This is a genomic window from Cyclobacteriaceae bacterium (assembly GCA_030584025.1).
Lineage (GTDB): Bacteria > Bacteroidota > Bacteroidia > Cytophagales > Cyclobacteriaceae > UBA2336.
Window position 1 is genome coordinate 2,060,399 of record CP129487.1, and the last position, 15,697, is coordinate 2,076,095.

At 46.3% G+C, this 15,697-nt stretch carries 15 protein-coding genes and 2 tRNA genes; 3 read left to right on the top strand and 14 right to left on the bottom strand.

Annotation, left to right across the window (positions count from 1 at the left end):
• Position 1: 1 nt before the first annotated feature.
• The 7 genes from QY309_09220 to QY309_09250 all read right to left on the bottom strand — a co-directional run bounded on the left by QY309_09220 (position 2) and on the right by QY309_09250 (position 5,177).
• Positions 2-502, bottom strand: a complete 501-nt coding sequence (locus tag QY309_09220; protein ID WKZ61661.1) for a UpxY family transcription antiterminator — start codon at positions 500-502, stop codon at positions 2-4.
• Positions 503-523: 21 nt separating this feature from the next.
• Positions 524-1,516, bottom strand: coding sequence for an SDR family oxidoreductase (locus QY309_09225; GenBank protein ID WKZ61662.1), 993 nt, complete (start codon positions 1,514-1,516; stop codon positions 524-526).
• A 109-nt stretch (positions 1,517-1,625) separates the two neighbouring features.
• Positions 1,626-1,907: a hypothetical protein gene (locus QY309_09230; GenBank protein ID WKZ61663.1), complete on the bottom strand. Its 282-nt coding sequence runs from the start codon at positions 1,905-1,907 to the stop codon at positions 1,626-1,628.
• 48 nt (positions 1,908-1,955) lie between these two features.
• A complete protein-coding gene (locus QY309_09235) occupies positions 1,956-2,387 on the bottom strand; it encodes a hypothetical protein (protein WKZ61664.1) in 432 nt (143 codons plus the stop codon).
• A gap of 76 nt (positions 2,388-2,463) precedes the next feature.
• Positions 2,464-2,536: transfer RNA gene (locus QY309_09240), tRNA-Thr, on the bottom strand.
• Between the two features lie 155 nt (positions 2,537-2,691).
• Complete coding sequence (locus tag QY309_09245; GenBank protein WKZ58054.1) at positions 2,692-4,551, bottom strand: DUF349 domain-containing protein; 1,860 nt, start codon at positions 4,549-4,551, stop codon at positions 2,692-2,694.
• A gap of 50 nt (positions 4,552-4,601) precedes the next feature.
• Positions 4,602-5,177 carry a YqgE/AlgH family protein gene (locus QY309_09250; GenBank protein ID WKZ58055.1) on the bottom strand — a complete coding sequence of 192 codons (576 nt, stop codon included), beginning with the start codon at positions 5,175-5,177 and terminating at the stop codon, positions 4,602-4,604.
• Between the two features lie 94 nt (positions 5,178-5,271).
• Between QY309_09250 and pdxH the strand changes: the two genes are divergently transcribed.
• Complete coding sequence (pdxH, locus tag QY309_09255) at positions 5,272-5,913, top strand: pyridoxamine 5'-phosphate oxidase (GenBank protein WKZ58056.1); 642 nt, start codon at positions 5,272-5,274, stop codon at positions 5,911-5,913.
• A 126-nt stretch (positions 5,914-6,039) separates the two neighbouring features.
• On the opposite strand, the gene bshB1 is transcribed toward pdxH, so the two are convergent.
• The 7 genes from bshB1 to QY309_09290 form a co-directional block, all read right to left on the bottom strand.
• Complete coding sequence (gene bshB1 / locus QY309_09260; GenBank protein ID WKZ58057.1) at positions 6,040-6,756, bottom strand: bacillithiol biosynthesis deacetylase BshB1; 717 nt, start codon at positions 6,754-6,756, stop codon at positions 6,040-6,042.
• Positions 6,757-6,778: 22 nt separating this feature from the next.
• Positions 6,779-7,729: a thioredoxin-disulfide reductase gene (trxB, locus tag QY309_09265; GenBank protein ID WKZ58058.1), complete on the bottom strand. Its 951-nt coding sequence runs from the start codon at positions 7,727-7,729 to the stop codon at positions 6,779-6,781.
• A 72-nt stretch (positions 7,730-7,801) separates the two neighbouring features.
• A complete protein-coding gene (locus QY309_09270; protein WKZ58059.1) occupies positions 7,802-8,665 on the bottom strand; it encodes an RNA polymerase sigma factor RpoD/SigA in 864 nt (287 codons plus the stop codon).
• 68 nt (positions 8,666-8,733) lie between these two features.
• Positions 8,734-10,881, bottom strand: coding sequence for a polyribonucleotide nucleotidyltransferase (pnp, locus tag QY309_09275; protein ID WKZ58060.1), 2,148 nt, complete (start codon positions 10,879-10,881; stop codon positions 8,734-8,736).
• Between the two features lie 103 nt (positions 10,882-10,984).
• Positions 10,985-11,260, bottom strand: a complete 276-nt coding sequence (gene rpsO / locus QY309_09280) for a 30S ribosomal protein S15 (protein WKZ58061.1) — start codon at positions 11,258-11,260, stop codon at positions 10,985-10,987.
• Positions 11,261-11,330: 70 nt separating this feature from the next.
• The gene (locus tag QY309_09285; protein ID WKZ58062.1) at positions 11,331-13,175 is read right to left on the bottom strand and encodes an LptF/LptG family permease; all 1,845 of its coding nucleotides are present in this window, start codon (positions 13,173-13,175) and stop codon (positions 11,331-11,333) included.
• 172 nt (positions 13,176-13,347) lie between these two features.
• Entirely contained in the window at positions 13,348-13,749 is a 402-nt protein-coding gene (locus QY309_09290) for an START-like domain-containing protein (GenBank protein ID WKZ58063.1), read from the bottom strand.
• A 109-nt stretch (positions 13,750-13,858) separates the two neighbouring features.
• On the opposite strand from QY309_09290, the gene QY309_09295 reads away from it, so the two are divergent.
• Together QY309_09295 and pgi are read left to right on the top strand one after the other, a co-directional pair.
• A tRNA-Met gene (locus tag QY309_09295) sits at positions 13,859-13,932 on the top strand.
• Positions 13,933-13,994: 62 nt separating this feature from the next.
• Complete coding sequence (gene pgi / locus QY309_09300) at positions 13,995-15,647, top strand: glucose-6-phosphate isomerase (GenBank protein WKZ58064.1); 1,653 nt, start codon at positions 13,995-13,997, stop codon at positions 15,645-15,647.
• Positions 15,648-15,697 lie beyond the last annotated feature (50 nt).

Sequence of the window (15,697 nt, forward strand, 5' to 3'; positions counted from 1 at the left end):
ATCATGTCTTTTTGAGCAATTCGGGCATAATTTCTACCCGCATGGCCTGCCCGATGCCTTCGAGCAACACCATAAACCGGTCGGGTTGTTTACGGGCTACATAGCCAATTGCCCCTTTTAGCGGGCCATCCAAAACCTGTACCTGATCACCCTCCTCCACATCAGCCCCGGCCATAATTTCAATGGTTAATCCTGTTTCCAAAAACCGAAGAATGGATTTGTACTCACGCTCATGAAGAAACGCTGGTTTGCCATTGTGCCGTACAGCCCAGGCAATGCCGGGTATTTGCAGCACCTCAGTTGTTTGATGCTCAGGCACAAAGACAAAGATGTATGAATTGAATAAAGGCGCCTCTACTTTCTTCTTCCGATCACTCCACTGCCGAACCACTTTTTGCATGGGAAGAAAAACTTCAAAACCTCTACGTTGCAGCAGTTCCTTTACCTTTTTTTCATGACGGCTCTTGGTATAGAACGCATACCATTTTGGTTCAGCACTCATGATTTTCTGAACATAGCGGTCTTACCGCATATACTTCTCAAAATTCTTATTATCCCGCTCGAACAGGATTTCACGCGGCAAGCTTTTGAAGTATTCGTATGTAATCTTCAATCCTTCAGCACGCGACACTTTAGGTTCCCACCCTAAAATTTCTTTTGCCTTCGTTATATTAGGCTGGCGCTGCTTTGGATCATCTTTCGGAAGCGGTTGGGTGATGATTTTTTGCGTGGTGCCGGTGAGTTTGATGATCTCTTCCGCAAACTGCATGATAGTGATTTCATCAGGGTTACCGATGTTCACCGGTAAATGATAATCCGACATCAGTAACCGGAATATACCGTCCACCTGATCATCCACATAACAGAACGAGCGTGTCTGGGAACCATCACCAAATACGGTTAAGTCTTCACCCCGCAACGCCTGACCAATAAAAGCCGGCAACACACGACCGTCATTGAGGCGCATACGGGGACCATACGTGTTGAAGATGCGCACAATGCGGGTATCCAATCCGTGAAAAGTATGATACGCCATAGTCATGGCCTCCTGAAAACGCTTGGCTTCATCGTACACGCCACGCGGTCCGACCGGGTTCACGTTGCCGTAATATTCTTCAGTTTGCGGGTGCACCAGCGGATCGCCATAGACTTCAGATGTTGAGGCAATGAGGATGCGCGCCTGCTTTACCCGGGCCAGGCCCAGTAAGTTGTGAATACCCAATGAACCCACCTTTAGGGTTTGAATGGGAATTTTCAGGTAGTCGATCGGGCTGGCCGGTGAGGCGAAGTGCAATATATAATGGAGTTCACCTGGTACGTGTACAAAGGAAGACACATCGTGGTGATAGAACTCAAAATCTGGTAGTTTGAAGAGGTGCTCGATGTTGCGCAGGTCGCCTGTAATCAGGTTATCCATGGCAATCACATGAAAGCCTTCTTTAATGAAGCGGTCGCAGAGGTGCGATCCGAGAAAACCAGCACCACCGGTAATGAGGACACGTTTTTTAGCAGCCATAGTAAAATTTGAAGGGCCTAAATTAGGGTATTTTATGACAAAACAGGAATGGGAAACCTGCTTTTGGAAGAATGTCTAACACAGGTGATTTTACAAAAGCCGGAATTAGCTATTCAATTTCAGTCTCGTCTATATCCAGCATGCGCAAACGCATGTACTCCTTTTCCAGCCTTTCGTACAAACCTTCTTCGTATGCATAGCCACTGATTTTGATTGATTCTTTACTGGGCGCCTTGCCGGTAACCGGGGGTGTCATGCCGCTAACAGGCATACCCGATTTTTGCATGGCATACACCTTGTTAAAGAAAGCATTCTCATTCGATACCCGCCCGCATACCTCAAAGGTTCGTTTGGCATCATCGCGGATGACTAACCAGTGTTTGGAGTACATGGTGATTCGCTAAATAATTTTGTTCAGTTTATCAAGGCTCCTCATACCCTACTCCTTTTTCATCCGCAACAATAAAGGGGTATCTGAGAGTATAAAATAAACTATTCCAGCCTTTTCACGAATCCTTACTTGCATCAAATTCTCTTTTGGATCACCAATGTGAATCAAATCCCCCTTTGTATCAATAGACCACTTTTGATTGTTGAGAAAGCTGAGTTCCTGAAACATGGCTGGCGTACCCTTTTGAAATTGCCACTCGAACAGACCATTGGTTTTGAAAAGAAATTTTGACTTAACAAGAGCTGACTTAAATACATTTATTGCCTCCATTTCTTCCGCAGAAATATTTAAACCATCGGGTATGGTAGCCTCCACACAAATCCATACGCCAACGAGGCTATCGCGTTGCATGGATTGCGATCTTGCAGAAATAGCAGCCAACAAAACAATGGCTGAAATCACTATCTTAAAATTGTTCATAACAACTTGGTTTTTTACGGTATTTGCAGCAGGGATAAAGAAAAAGCCGAACCTCTTTAGAGATTCGGCTTTCAAGAGCCCCCTGCCGGAATCGAACCAGCGACCTACTGATTACAAGTCAGTTGCTCTACCAGCTGAGCTAAGGAGGCTTAATGCCCTTATTTGCTTCTCCATGCTTCTGACTAAAAGTCAGTTGCTCTACCTCCCGATAGCTATCGGGAGAGCTAAGGAGGCTTTTAGACCTTTGGTGTTGGAAAAGCGAGGTGCAAAAATAACGGAAGGTTTAATCTTTACAAATCCTGCGTCAGGAAACTGTGCGCAGAAGCTTCAATTGCTGTTTTAACTGGTGCAGGTGGCTGCTCGCTTCCTCTATTTTCTCATTAAATTCCTCCCGTACCTTTTCACCGTTTTTAGCCCGGGCAAAAAACTCAAGGTTGTTGCGCCATACGGCAATGTCGTTTTCAACCTTCTGGATCTTTTTGCGGATGGATTGCTCCTTGTGGTAAATCTTCTGCTCACCCATTGGGTCATTCTTCAAATCCTGAAGCTGACTTTCCAACACCATGCGGCTTTTTTCATCGTCACTAGCGCCTTCAATGGATTGAACAAATTTCTCTACCGCTTCATGGAAACGCGAACGTATGGTGCCCATATCCTTCTTCGGCACAAACCCAATGCTGCCAAACTGCTCTTCAAGTTCTTTCAACAACTCAGGCGTTGCTGTTTTTTCATCAGCATGCTTTTCCAATAACGCACAAACCGCCTGCTTGGCCTTCAGGTTATTCTCCTGATCGGCATCGCGCTTGCCTTGCTGCGCCCTGCGATTTTCAAAGAAGGCATCGCAAGCTTCCTTAAATTGCTGGTAAATTTTTTCGCGCATCTTCTCCGGCACAGGACCAACTTCTTTCCACTGCTCTTGCAAGGCTTTCAATTCGTTGGTGGTCTTCTCCCACTCGGTGCTCTCCTTCAATTCAATGGCGCGTTGCAACAACTGGTTTTTCTTTTCCAGGTTTTGTTCGCGTTCACTATCCAGCTTCTTAAAGAAAGCATTTTTATTGGCAAAGAATCCTTTGAAGGACGACCAGAATTTTTTGTTCAGGTCTTTTGCCTTATTGCGCGGCATGCCCCCAAGTGCTTCCCACTTTTTCTGGAGTCCCAGAATTTCTTTTGTCTTCTGATTCCACTCTTTAATACGGTCCGATTGAAATGAAGCAAATGTCAACACCTCTTCGCCCAACACTTTCTTCTGCTCCATGTTGGCGTTGAGTTGTTCGTTCAACTCTTTCATGAACGCATCCCTGCGCGCATACACTGCATCGGAAGCAGCCTTGAAGCGTTGCCAAACATTTTCCTTGTCTTCAATCGGCACCGGACCAATGTGTTTGAACTCGTGATGTAATTCATTGAGCTCACGCACAGCATCGCGTATCTTTTCTACGTCACTTAGTTTCTCAGCCCGCACACAAAGCTCAAGTTTGGCTTCGAGATTTTTTTTGCGATCAAGTTCTTTCAACTCAAAGTAAATGCTTTGATTATCGTAGAACCGATCAATCAGGGCGTGATAGTTTGCCCACACGGTTTTGGCTTGGGCACCTGGTACCGGTCCAATGTTTCGCCACTCCCTTTGTAAGCTTTTAAATTGATCGAAGTGATCTTTCACTTCTTCTGAGTCGGTAAGGGCACGAAGTTTCTCCAGCAGCTCCAGTTTCTTGTTCAGGTTTTCAGTTTTCTGATCTTCCTGGTTTTTGATGTGCTGGGTTCTTCTATCACGAATGGTTTTAACAAGGCCGTCAAAAATCGTATCGTGCTCATCACCGCGATAGTGAAAATCATCGGCATTGCCTCCATCTAAAATGAAACGGTTCAGGGCTTGTGTGCGCTCCTGTTCACGGTACTCATCTACCAACGGTTTGATGCTGCGCAGGTGGCGATCAATTTTTTTAAAGTCGGATTCTTTGGAGAGCTCCTTCAACGCTACCACCAGTTGTGTCTTGGTAAGCTGGGAATAGTCTACCGTGTCATGCTCTTCGTCATGATCATCGCCTTCGTGGTGATCGGTGAGGTCTGCTTCAGATTGCAATTCGGTCTGCACGCCATGGTTTTCTTCCATCCCGGCTTCGCGCGTCTCCTCCATCTCTGCTGTTTTTTCGTTCTCCAATTCCATGGTGTTTCATTATAGACTACAGTATGCTCTGTAAAGTTACGAATTTAGGCCTAATTCATTCGGGGATCAACCGGGTAGTTGGAATAAACGGAAAATCGCCCACCCATGTTTTCCAATGCTTTCTTCCACATTAAAGATGGTTCGGTTTCGAACAGTAGGTCTTCCGACACAAAATCACAAACGATCCAGGAATTTTGGCTTAACTCCTCCTCCAACTGCCCCGCATCCCAACCGCTGTAGCCCAAAAAGAACTTGATATCAGCCGGGTAAAGCTGATGCGTATCTGCCAGGTTCAACACCTGATCGAACGTACCACCCCAGTATATGCCTTCCAGAATTTCTGCACCGTTTTCAATGGATGCCGATCGGTGAATAAAATGTAACGTGTCTTGTTGAACTGGTCCACCCACGAATACCTCATGATCAAAGTTAGCCAGGTCATCCATGACCTCTCCGGCTTTCATGATGGACGGTTTATTCAACACAAAACCAAACGATCCTTCCTCACTGTGCTCACACAACAACACGACCGTTCGCTCGAAATTCGGATCGGGTAGAAACGGTTCTGAGATCAGCAGCCGCCCCTTTTCGGGTTTGATTTTATTCTTGTAGTTAAAAAACTCCACAGTAAACCGTTGTAATGGCGATTCAATAAAATACTTGTAATGCTACGATGCAAATTTTATTCTTTTGGGTGAACTTTCGCCAAAATATTACCCGATGTCCAGCATTTCTTCCATCCGAAACGAATACACCAAAGCCGCATTGGATATTGATTCCGTGCACCACAACCCCGTTGAACAGTTTGCCCAATGGTTCAACGAGGCTTTGGCAGCCAAATTACCGGAACCAACAGCCATGCACCTGGCCACGGTAAATGCACAAGGCCGACCGTCCGGCCGGATGGTGTTGTTGAAAGGAATTGAGGATTCCAAGTTTGTATTCTTTACCAACTACCAGAGCAGCAAAGGCAAGGACCTGGACGAAAACCCCGTTTGTGCGCTCACGTTCTTCTGGCCGGAACTGGAACGGCAGGTGCGCATTGAGGGGATCGTAACCAGAATTGATGCTGAACGCTCCGATGCCTATTTTCAAAGTCGCCCGCGTGGATCACAGATTGGCGCATGGTCATCACCGCAAAGTACACCCATCAAAAACCGGCAAATTCTGGAACAGCGGATGCAGGAAATAGAAAAGCGTTTTGAACATCAGGATCCGCTACCGCGACCACACCAATGGGGTGGCTACGAAGTGGAACCGGTGCTTATTGAATTCTGGCAAGGAAGACCAAGTCGGTTACACGACAGAATACTTTATACAAAAGCGGATAACGACTGGAAGATCAGCAGGTTGGCACCATAAGAAAATGGAGTAATTACAGGCTGAATTGACAAGCCAGGTAATCCGATATTGTTTGAGATTGCTTCGTCACCTGATCGATTGTTGCAAACGAAACGGTACACCAGTGCTCCTCGCAATGACGCGCACTTAAATCAAATCAAACAGATTGCGCACGCCAGGGTATCTGCGCAGAGTGTAGCCTTCTCCGTATTTTACACCAATAGCATGTCCTAACTCAACAGCGCGCGCTTCAATAAGTTTAAGGAACTCAGGCTTTGAGATGTAGGTTTCTGGCTCCTTGCTTTGCGGATCGTACATCTGACTTTTATACGCCATGTAAGAGGCCACCTTCACTTCCCAGAAATCAGATATGTCGACTATAAAATCAGGTTCAATAAACTGACTTTGGATGTAGTGATAAACCGCTTTCGGTCGCCACGCTTGTTGAGGTTTACCATCCAAGGTAGTTTCAATCTTGGCCAACCCGGAAAGAAAGCAAGCATCAGTCCCGAGTTCAGCAGCACGACCATGATCGGAATGGCGATCGTGAATGGCGTTGGCCAACACAATCTCCGGTTGATATTTGCGGATGGCTCGGATTACCTCACGCTGGTGCTCCTCATCGTTCCGGAAAAAGCCATCTGGCAGGCCCAGGTTTTCACGTGTTGAAAGCTTTAATATATCAGCAGCTTTAGCCGCTTCCTGTAAACGCAATTCGGGTGTACCCCGTGTACCCAGTTCGCCACGCGTAAAATCAACAATGCCTACCTTATTACCGAGCGCAATCTGGCGGGCGATTGTGCCCCCGCAGCAGAGCTCTGCATCATCGGGGTGGGCTGCTAAAACAAGAATATCTAACTTCATGTATCGTACTGAATTACAGGAATTAATGCCCTACCAATTCAGCTTCTTTTGCGGCTAAGAATTTCTCGGCATCCAGTGCACCCATACAACCTGTTCCGGCAGCTGTTACTGCCTGACGGTACACTTTGTCGGCTGCATCACCTACGGCAAAAACACCCTCCACATTGGTACGGGTTGAACCGGGTTGTACTTTGATGTATCCCGTTTCATCCATCTCAAGGTAGTCTTTAAAAATGTCGGTATTGGGTTTATGCCCGATGGCGAGGAAGAAACCCTGAATCGGAATTTCCTTCTTCTCCCCTGTCTTATTGTTCACCACACGCACCCCGGTTACACCGGTATCGTCACCCAATATCTCATCGGTTTCGGTGTTCCAGTGAATCTCAATGTTTGGCGTATTCAACACACGCGACTGCATGATTTTGGAAGCGCGCATTTCGTCACGTCTTACAATCAGGTGAACCTTTGTACATAGCTTAGATAAATAGGTTGATTCTTCCGCAGCCGAATCCCCAGCACCAACAACGGCCACTTCCTTGCCACGGTAGAAATAGCCATCACAAACGGCACAAGCCGATACGCCTTTGTTGTTAAACTTCTCTTCGGATGGAATGCCCAGGTACTTAGCCGAAGCTCCTGTTGCAATGATTACCGTTTCGGCTTCCACTACATCCTTTTCGTCTACCGTAACCTTGTGCGGGTAACCTGAAAAGTCGACTGAAGTTACCAGTCCGTAATGAATCTTCGTCCCGAAACGCTCAGCTTGCTTTTGCAGATCAACCATCATTTGCGGACCGTTTATTCCTTCCGGATAACCGGGGAAGTTCTCCACATCGTTGGTGGTGGTAAGCTGACCACCCGGCTGACCGCCTGTATACAATACCGGGTTCAAACCTGCGCGAGCCGCATAAATGGCCGCTGTATATCCGGCAGGACCGGATCCGATAATCAACACTTTTACTTTCTCTGACATAATCTTGTAATTAAAACAAAGGGCCCCGCATTGCTTTGAGACCCTTCAAAATTCGAATGCAATAAACAATTATTAACCGAGGTAAGGTTTTAAAGCCTTACTTCTTGAAGTATGCCGTAACCTTCTGATCGCCTTTTCCTTAATCTGACGTACGCGCTCCCGCGTTAAGTTGAACTTCTCCCCGATTTCCTCCAACGTCATGGCATGCTCGCCATTCAGTCCGAAGTAAAGGGTAATCACGTCAGCCTCACGCTGCGTAAGGGTTGACAAGGCCCGCTGGACTTCCTTGCGCAGGGAATCATTCATCAAGCCGGAATCCGGTGTTTCCTCGCTGTCGTTTTCAAGTACATCCAGCAAGCTGTTCTCCTCACCTTGAACAAATGGGGCATCCATGGAAACATGGCGACCGGAAATCTTCATAGTGTCCACTACCTCTGCCGTAGTTACATCCAGTACTTCCGCCAATTCTTCCGGTGATGGCTCACGCTCATACTTCTGCTCCAATTCGGAGAACGTTTTGGAAATTTTGTTGAGTGAACCTACACGGTTAAGGGGTAAGCGAACAATACGCGACTGTTCTGCCAACGCCTGCAGGATAGATTGACGAATCCACCAAACGGCATACGATATAAACTTAAAACCCCGGGTTTCATCAAAGCGTTGAGCCGCTTTAATAAGTCCGAGGTTTCCTTCATTGATTAAATCTCCCAGTGACAAGCCCTGGTTCTGGTATTGCTTGGCAACAGACACCACAAAACGAAGGTTGGCTTTCGTCAACTTCTCAAGAGCGATCTGGTCGCCTTCCTTAATCCGCTTGGCCAATTCAACTTCTTCATCAGGCGTAAGCAGGTCAACCTTACCAATTTCCTGAAGGTACTTATCCAGCGATTGGCTTTCGCGGTTCGTTATCTGTTTGCTGATCTTGAGCTGTCTCATCTAGTACTAAATGTTCAGTGGTGTAACAATATAGTGTCTAAAGTTAGTTCCTGTCAACCTGCGTAACGCTATTCCGATGCGGTGGCCTCCTTCTTAGGTGGTTTGGGCAACAATACCTTACGGGAAAGCCTGAATTTACCAGTCTTTTTGTCAATTTCAACCAGCTTCACTTTCACTTCTTCCCCTACTTCCATTACGCCATCCATTGTCTCCAGGCGCTCCCACTTAATCTCGGAAATGTGCAGCAAGCCATCTTTACCTGGCATGAATTCCACAAACGCTCCGAACGGCATAATCGACTTCACCTTGCCATCGTATACCTGCCCGATTTCAGGCACAGCCACGATTGCACGGATGCGTCTCAATGCGGCATCCATCACTTCCTTATTGGTAGCAAAAACGTTCACCACGCCTTTGTTGTTCACCTCTTCAATCACAACGGTAGCTCCGGTTGTGTTCTGAATATCCTGAACCACTTTACCACCCGGACCGATTACCGCACCAATCATCTCTTTCTCTATAATGACGGTCTCAGCGCGAGGTGTGTGCGGCTTCAGGTCAGCCTTAGAAGCCGACAAGGTCTTCTTCATTTCATTGAGGATATGCAGGCGACCTTCTTTCGCCTGAAGCAAGGCTTCGCGCAATACTTCATACGTCAGGCCATCCACTTTCAAATCCATCTGACAAGCAGTTAAGCCATTCTCTGTACCGGTAGTTTTGAAGTCCATATCTCCCAGGTGGTCTTCATCACCAAGGATGTCGGAAAGAATGGCATACTTACCGGTCTTTGCATCGGAGATCATACCCATGGCAATACCTGAAACAGGTCCTTTAACAGGAAGTCCAGAATCCATCAACGCCAACGCACCGGCACAAACCGTAGCCATCGATGATGAACCATTTGATTCCAGAATATCGGATACCACGCGAACGGTATAAGGATTCTCCGTGTCTGACGGCAACACATATTTCAATCCGCGCAAGGCGAGATTACCGTGACCAACTTCACGTCTTCCAGGTCCACGATTTGGCTTTACTTCACCGGTTGAAAAGCCGGGGAAATTGTAGTGCAGGATAAATTTATTGGAGCCTTCAAACATGGCACCATCGATCATCTGTTCATCCAGTTTGGTTCCCAGTGTTACGGTAGTCAGCGATTGTGTTTCACCCCGCGTAAACAAAGCTGAACCATGCGCTGAAGGTAATACATCAACTTCAGAGAATATCGGTCTGATTTCCTTGGTGTTACGACCATCCAAGCGAATGCCTTCATTCAATACCAGATCGCGTGCGGCTTTCTTTTCAATATCGTGATAATAACGTTTAACCAGGTCGATATTGATCGTTGTATCTTCCGGTAACGTAGCGAGGTAGTCTTCCAACACTTGCTTGAACGCCTTGCCGCGCTCCTTCTTATTTTTGATTTGCTGTTTGGCAACAGCATATACTTTTGGATACAATAATTTAGAAAGCTCTTCGCGAAGGTTTTCATCGTTCACTTCGTGGCTGTATGTACGCTTTACCGTTTTACCCAACTCCTTCGCCATGTCAAGCTGAAGCTGACACTGCACCTTAATGGCATCATGGGCAATTTTCAACGCCTCCAACATATCGTCTTCGCTCACTTCCTTCATCTCCCCTTCTACCATCAGAATGTTTTCGATGGAAGCAGCAACGATCAAATCGATATCCGCGCGCTCCTTATCAGCCAAAACTGGGTTCACAATAAACTTACCATCCACACGGGCAACGCGCACTTCCGAAATAGGACCGCCCCACGGAATATCCGAAATGGTTAGAGCCGTTGAAGCAGCAAAAGCTGCAAGTGCATCCGGCAACGCATTGTGATCTCCGGAGATCAGGGAAACATTCACCTGAGTTTCTGCATGGAAATCGCTTGGGAATAAGGGTCTTAAGGCACGGTCAATCAGGCGGCTGATCAGAATTTCATAATCGGATAACTTGCTTTCACGCTTTAAGAAACCACCGGGGATTTTACCGGTAGAAGCGAACTTCTCCTGGTAATCAACAGAAAGAGGCATGAAATCCACGCCTTCATTGGCGTCTTCTCTGGCCACTACCGTAGCCAACAGCATGGTGTTGCCCATGCGTAACACAACAGAACCATCGGCCTGACGGGCCATTTTACCCGTTTCGATGGTGATCTCCCTTCCATCCGGGAGTTTGCAGCTTTTTGATATTACATTAAACGTCATAAAAAATGGGTTAAAGTCACGGGCCGTTAAGCCCCAAATGACTTATTTATAAAATACAAAAAGGGAACCTTGATCAGGTTCCCTGTATACATTTGAGTTCTTCTTACTTTCTAAGATCCAGCTCGGCCAGAATCGCCCGGTACCGGCTAATGTCTGAATTCTGAAGGTAATTCAGCAATTTCTTGCGCTTACCAACCATCTTCATCAAACCCTGCTGGGTTGCAAAGTCCTTTTTGTGCGTCTTCAGATGACCTGTCAGGTGGTTGATTCGGTGTGTAAACAGGGCAATCTGAGCTTCTGGCGAGCCCGTATCCTTATCCGATTTGGCTATGCCATGCTTCTTGAACAGCTCTTTTTTTGTTTCAGCGGTTAAATACATGTTGTTTCTATTATACTCTTATTTCAGCCGGCAAAGATACGCGAAACAGGCTGAATTATCCAAAAAAGCCTCAATTTTTCATTCCGTCTGCTGGAAACCATTTAGCCCGCATGCGCTCGTACCAGCGGCCCACTTTGTCGAACACCACCTGGTAGAAATCTGCTTCAAACAGGCGGGCATCTATACGGGCCTGCCTAAGGAATATGAGTCCAATAACAAACAGTATGGCATCTGCAGTCCAAACCCCTATTTCCACACTCACAAAGCCTTGCTTGGCCCATTTCTCCCCCGTAATGGTGAGCAGGTAGTAGATGATAAAGAATAGAATGGACACCAGGAACGGCACCCCAAGGCCTCCCTTTTTTATAATCGCTCCCAAGGGTGCACCAATCAAAAACATGGCAATACACGCCAACGAACTGGCTAAAATCTTATGCCACTGAATGCGGAAAACCCGTTGATCAACTTCATAGAAATCAAGGGAGGTGGTGGTGCTGTTTATTTGCGACTTTACCACACGAGCCCTATTCAGTGCAGCAGCATACATGGATTTCTGAATGGGAAGATTCAGCACGCTGTCAATCTTTGCCTGTCGGGCTGAGTCTGTCAGCACTACAGTTTTCTTCTTTGGAATTGGAGAAACCTGTTGCTGCGTTTTCTGATCACGCAATTGTGCAGCCTTTGATATCACTGCTGGTTTCTTCTGCTCAGTTTTCTGCACCCGCACCGGGCTGACTGATTTCTTTTCTTCGCGGACTTTCAGCGAATCAACGGCACGTTTCTTTTCGCGAACGATGCCGGGTCTGGTGATTTCTTTGGACTCAACAGTATCCGCCAGTCGAACGCTTGTCTCAGGATTATCCGTTGCTAATGGCGTTTCAAGTGGCACAGGCTGATCAACCTCTACCATATCCTTTTCAGTTTCAATCCACGAAAGAGAATCTCGTTTTTTCTGGTAGGCCTGCAACTCCTTGGGCAGCAACATGGAGTCATTCCGCATCAGGTGTGTGAAGTACGTACGGTAAGCACTGTACTGACTCAGCTTCTGATTCATTACCTGATCGCGCAACGAATCAATATCTTTATCCAGTTCACCCATGTTGCGCATGATGCGGTTACCCTGAAACCACTTTTTGTCTGTGCGTTGAATTTGAAAGGAAGACAAATCAAATATCACCTGGGTTTTGGCAAACTTGCTACGACTGAGGGTTTCGGTGCCATAGGATGGATTCTTCCCCACTAAATCCTGGCCGGCACTGGTACCTTCGGTATAATTATATCCTTCAAACAACTCCAACTTCAGGTAACGCTCATTTAAAATGGTGTACATCTTTCCTGAGTCCGCAACGGTCACATCTTTATTGCCATCGTGTTTGCGGTGGTCATAAATGATCACATCTTTTAACGTGATGCCGTCCGGAAATTTTTCATTCACTTTTATGCTGATGTCGGGTATGCCGTTGTAGAATGTTCCTTCACGAATATCCAATGCCGGCTTTTTCTGTTTGATGTCCCACAACAAACTATACGCTTCAAGCGCGGCTTTCGGTACCAGGTTGTTATTGATGTAAAATGCACACCCTGTCAAGATCAACACAAAAAAGAAAATGGGTTGAATGGCTCGCAAAAGAGAAATACCCGCGCTCTTCACGGCCGTTAACTCAAAATGTTCACCCAGGCTTCCGAATGTCATTAACGAAGACAACAACACTGCCAGCGGCAACGCCACGGGTGTCATGAACACGGCAAAGTAAAACAGCAACTGCCCGATCACATCAAAGCCCAAACCTTTCCCGATGATGTCATCGAAATACTTGAGCATGTGTTGCATGAGCAGAATAAAAACCACGACCAGGAACGTGAGAATGAACGGTCCTAAGAAAGAGCTGAGAATAAGTTTGTCGAGTTTTTTCATGCGGTTAACCGTGCCCGAAAGCAACAAATAACACGCCAAAGATACTTCTAAAGTGCATTTTAAAATCAGACACTTAAAACTCTTTCATCTGCATGATTTCATGAGTTAAGAACAAGGAATGTTGATTTTTGATTTAAGAAGTGAGTAATCACAGAAGCCGGCTACTTTAGCCTCACCCTCCCACAATCTTCCTCAGCGACTCCACCAGGCTATTCCACAGGTCGTTGAGTTCGCGCAGGTCATCAAAATCAGAATAGTCGGTTACTTTCAGAAACACCGATTGGGTTAATTCATTGAACTCCAGGCGAAGTTCAAAATAAGAGGGGTCCTTTTCATCTTCTTCATTCTCCGGAACAAACTCAAAGCGCACAAAATGATTGGTGCGGTGTGCCGTCATGCGCGCCTTGTGTTCTTCATGATCCCAGATGAATGTGAAGGTCTTGTCCATGTTGTTGATCGTCACATTATCCGCAAACCACTCAGAAAGTCCACTGGCTGATTGAATATATGGATACAGCATCTTAATGGATGCATGTACCTCATAATCAGCCGTGAATAATTTCTTTTTCGCCATGGTGTGCATAGGTGTTTGAAATTAGAAGAATTTTTCGGCAAGGCAAAATAAAAATCAGTTTTGGCAGAATACTCGCATTCTTTGTAAGTTTGCGGGCCTTAATGAAAATGGCGCGGTAGCTCAGGTGGTTAGAGCGTTGGATTCATAACCCAAAGGTCGGGGGTTCAACTCCCCCCCGCGCTACAAAAGCCCTGTTCCTGTTTTGGGACGGGGCTTTCGTTTTAGAAACGCTAACGGAAACGCTCATGTTACCCACTATCGACCCCACCAACACGCTTGCCTGGCGCAAGCTTGAAATGCACTTTTTAACCATGCAGGCGCAACACATGCGCGAATTGTTTCAGGAAGACCCAGACCGCTTCCGCAACTTTCATCTAAACTTTGAGAATTTTCTGGTCGATTTCTCCAAAAACATTGCGGTGGAAGAAACACTTCAACTCCTACTTGAACTTGCACACGAATGTGAACTTCCGGCTGCCATCGAAGCCATGTTTAAAGGCTTACCTATCAATCAAACTGAAAACAGACCCGTATTGCATGTGGCCTTGCGCAACCGTTCAAACACACCTGTACTGGTAGATGGTCAGGATGTAATGCCCGAAGTAAACCGAGTGTTAAAGCAAATGGAGCAATTCTCGAATGCGTTGCTTCAGGGCGAATGGAAAGGCTACACCGGCAAACCAATTACCGACATTGTGAACATCGGCATTGGCGGCTCCGACCTTGGGCCGCTGATGGTAACGGAAGCCCTGAGACCCTATTGGAAAAATATCACTCCGCATTTTGTATCGAATGTAGATGGAACGCACATCGCAGAAACGTTAAAGCGTGTTAATCCGGAAACTACCTTATTCATCATCGCCTCAAAAACGTTCACCACACAGGAAACCATGACCAATGCGGAAACAGCGCGAAGCTGGTTCCTTGAAAAAACAAACAACATAGGCGAAGTAGCCAAACATTTCGTTGCAGTCTCCACCAATCAAAAAGCGGTAACAGCATTTGGCATCGATCCCGCCAATATGTTTGTGTTTTGGGATTGGGTTGGCGGACGTTATTCGTTATGGTCTTCCATCGGACTTTCCATTGCCTGTACCATCGGCTTCGAAAACTTCAGCAAGTTGCTGGATGGTGCACACGCCATGGACAATCATTTTCGTAACGAACCATTCGAAAAAAATATTCCGGTGATACTGGCCATGCTTGGCATCTGGTACAATAACTTTTTTGGTGCTGCCTCCGAAACCATACTTCCGTACGATCAATACCTCCATCGCTTTGCGGCATACTTTCAGCAAGGCAACATGGAGAGCAACGGTAAATCGGTAGACCGCAACGGACAACCTGTTCATTTCCAAACCGGGCCCATCATTTGGGGAGAACCGGGCACGAACGGTCAGCACGCGTTTTATCAACTCATTCATCAAGGCACCAAACTTATCCCATGTGATTTCATTGCACCTGCGAAAACCCACAACCCGGTGAGCGATCACCACGAGAAGTTGCTGGCTAATTTCTTTGCACAAACCGAAGCGTTAATGAAAGGCAAAACCGAAGAAGAAGTTGAGCAGGAATTAACCGCTGCCGGTATGACACCTGAGCAAATTAAGTTTCACCTTCCCTATCGTGTGTTTGAAGGAAACAGACCCACCAACAGCATTTTGGTTGAGCAAGTGACCCCTCGCACATTGGGTAGTTTAATAGCCTTGTATGAACATAAAATTTTTGTGCAGGGTATTATCTGGAACATCTTCAGTTTCGATCAATGGGGTGTGGAATTGGGCAAAGCATTGGCCAAAAGAATTCTGCCTGAATTGAACACAACAGAAGAAATTACCACGCACGATTCATCCACAAATGGCCTCATCAATCATTTCAAACGATTGAAATTTCAATAACTTTTCAGGTTACAAAAAATCGATTTGAACCGCTATTTTTGGATGATTTA

Bases quoted from the DNA above. Each gene is read 5' to 3' on its own strand.
- QY309_09220 (WKZ61661.1), bottom strand. From the start codon at position 502: ATGAGTGCTGAACCAAAATGGTATGCGTTCTATACCAAGAGCCGTCAT.
- QY309_09225 (WKZ61662.1), bottom strand. From the start codon at position 1,516: ATGGCTGCTAAAAAACGTGTCCTCATTACCGGTGGTGCTGGTTTTCTC.
- QY309_09230 (WKZ61663.1), bottom strand. From the start codon at position 1,907: ATGTACTCCAAACACTGGTTAGTCATCCGCGATGATGCCAAACGAACC.
- QY309_09235 (WKZ61664.1), bottom strand. From the start codon at position 2,387: ATGAACAATTTTAAGATAGTGATTTCAGCCATTGTTTTGTTGGCTGCT.
- QY309_09245 (WKZ58054.1), bottom strand. From the start codon at position 4,551: ATGGAATTGGAGAACGAAAAAACAGCAGAGATGGAGGAGACGCGCGAA.
- pdxH (WKZ58056.1), top strand. From the start codon at position 5,272: ATGTCCAGCATTTCTTCCATCCGAAACGAATACACCAAAGCCGCATTG.
- bshB1 (WKZ58057.1), bottom strand. From the start codon at position 6,756: ATGAAGTTAGATATTCTTGTTTTAGCAGCCCACCCCGATGATGCAGAG.
- trxB (WKZ58058.1), bottom strand. From the start codon at position 7,729: ATGTCAGAGAAAGTAAAAGTGTTGATTATCGGATCCGGTCCTGCCGGA.
- QY309_09270 (WKZ58059.1), bottom strand. From the start codon at position 8,665: ATGAGACAGCTCAAGATCAGCAAACAGATAACGAACCGCGAAAGCCAA.
- pnp (WKZ58060.1), bottom strand. From the start codon at position 10,881: ATGACGTTTAATGTAATATCAAAAAGCTGCAAACTCCCGGATGGAAGG.
- rpsO (WKZ58061.1), bottom strand. From the start codon at position 11,260: ATGTATTTAACCGCTGAAACAAAAAAAGAGCTGTTCAAGAAGCATGGC.
- QY309_09285 (WKZ58062.1), bottom strand. From the start codon at position 13,175: ATGAAAAAACTCGACAAACTTATTCTCAGCTCTTTCTTAGGACCGTTC.
- QY309_09290 (WKZ58063.1), bottom strand. From the start codon at position 13,749: ATGGCGAAAAAGAAATTATTCACGGCTGATTATGAGGTACATGCATCC.
- pgi (WKZ58064.1), top strand. From the start codon at position 13,995: ATGTTACCCACTATCGACCCCACCAACACGCTTGCCTGGCGCAAGCTT.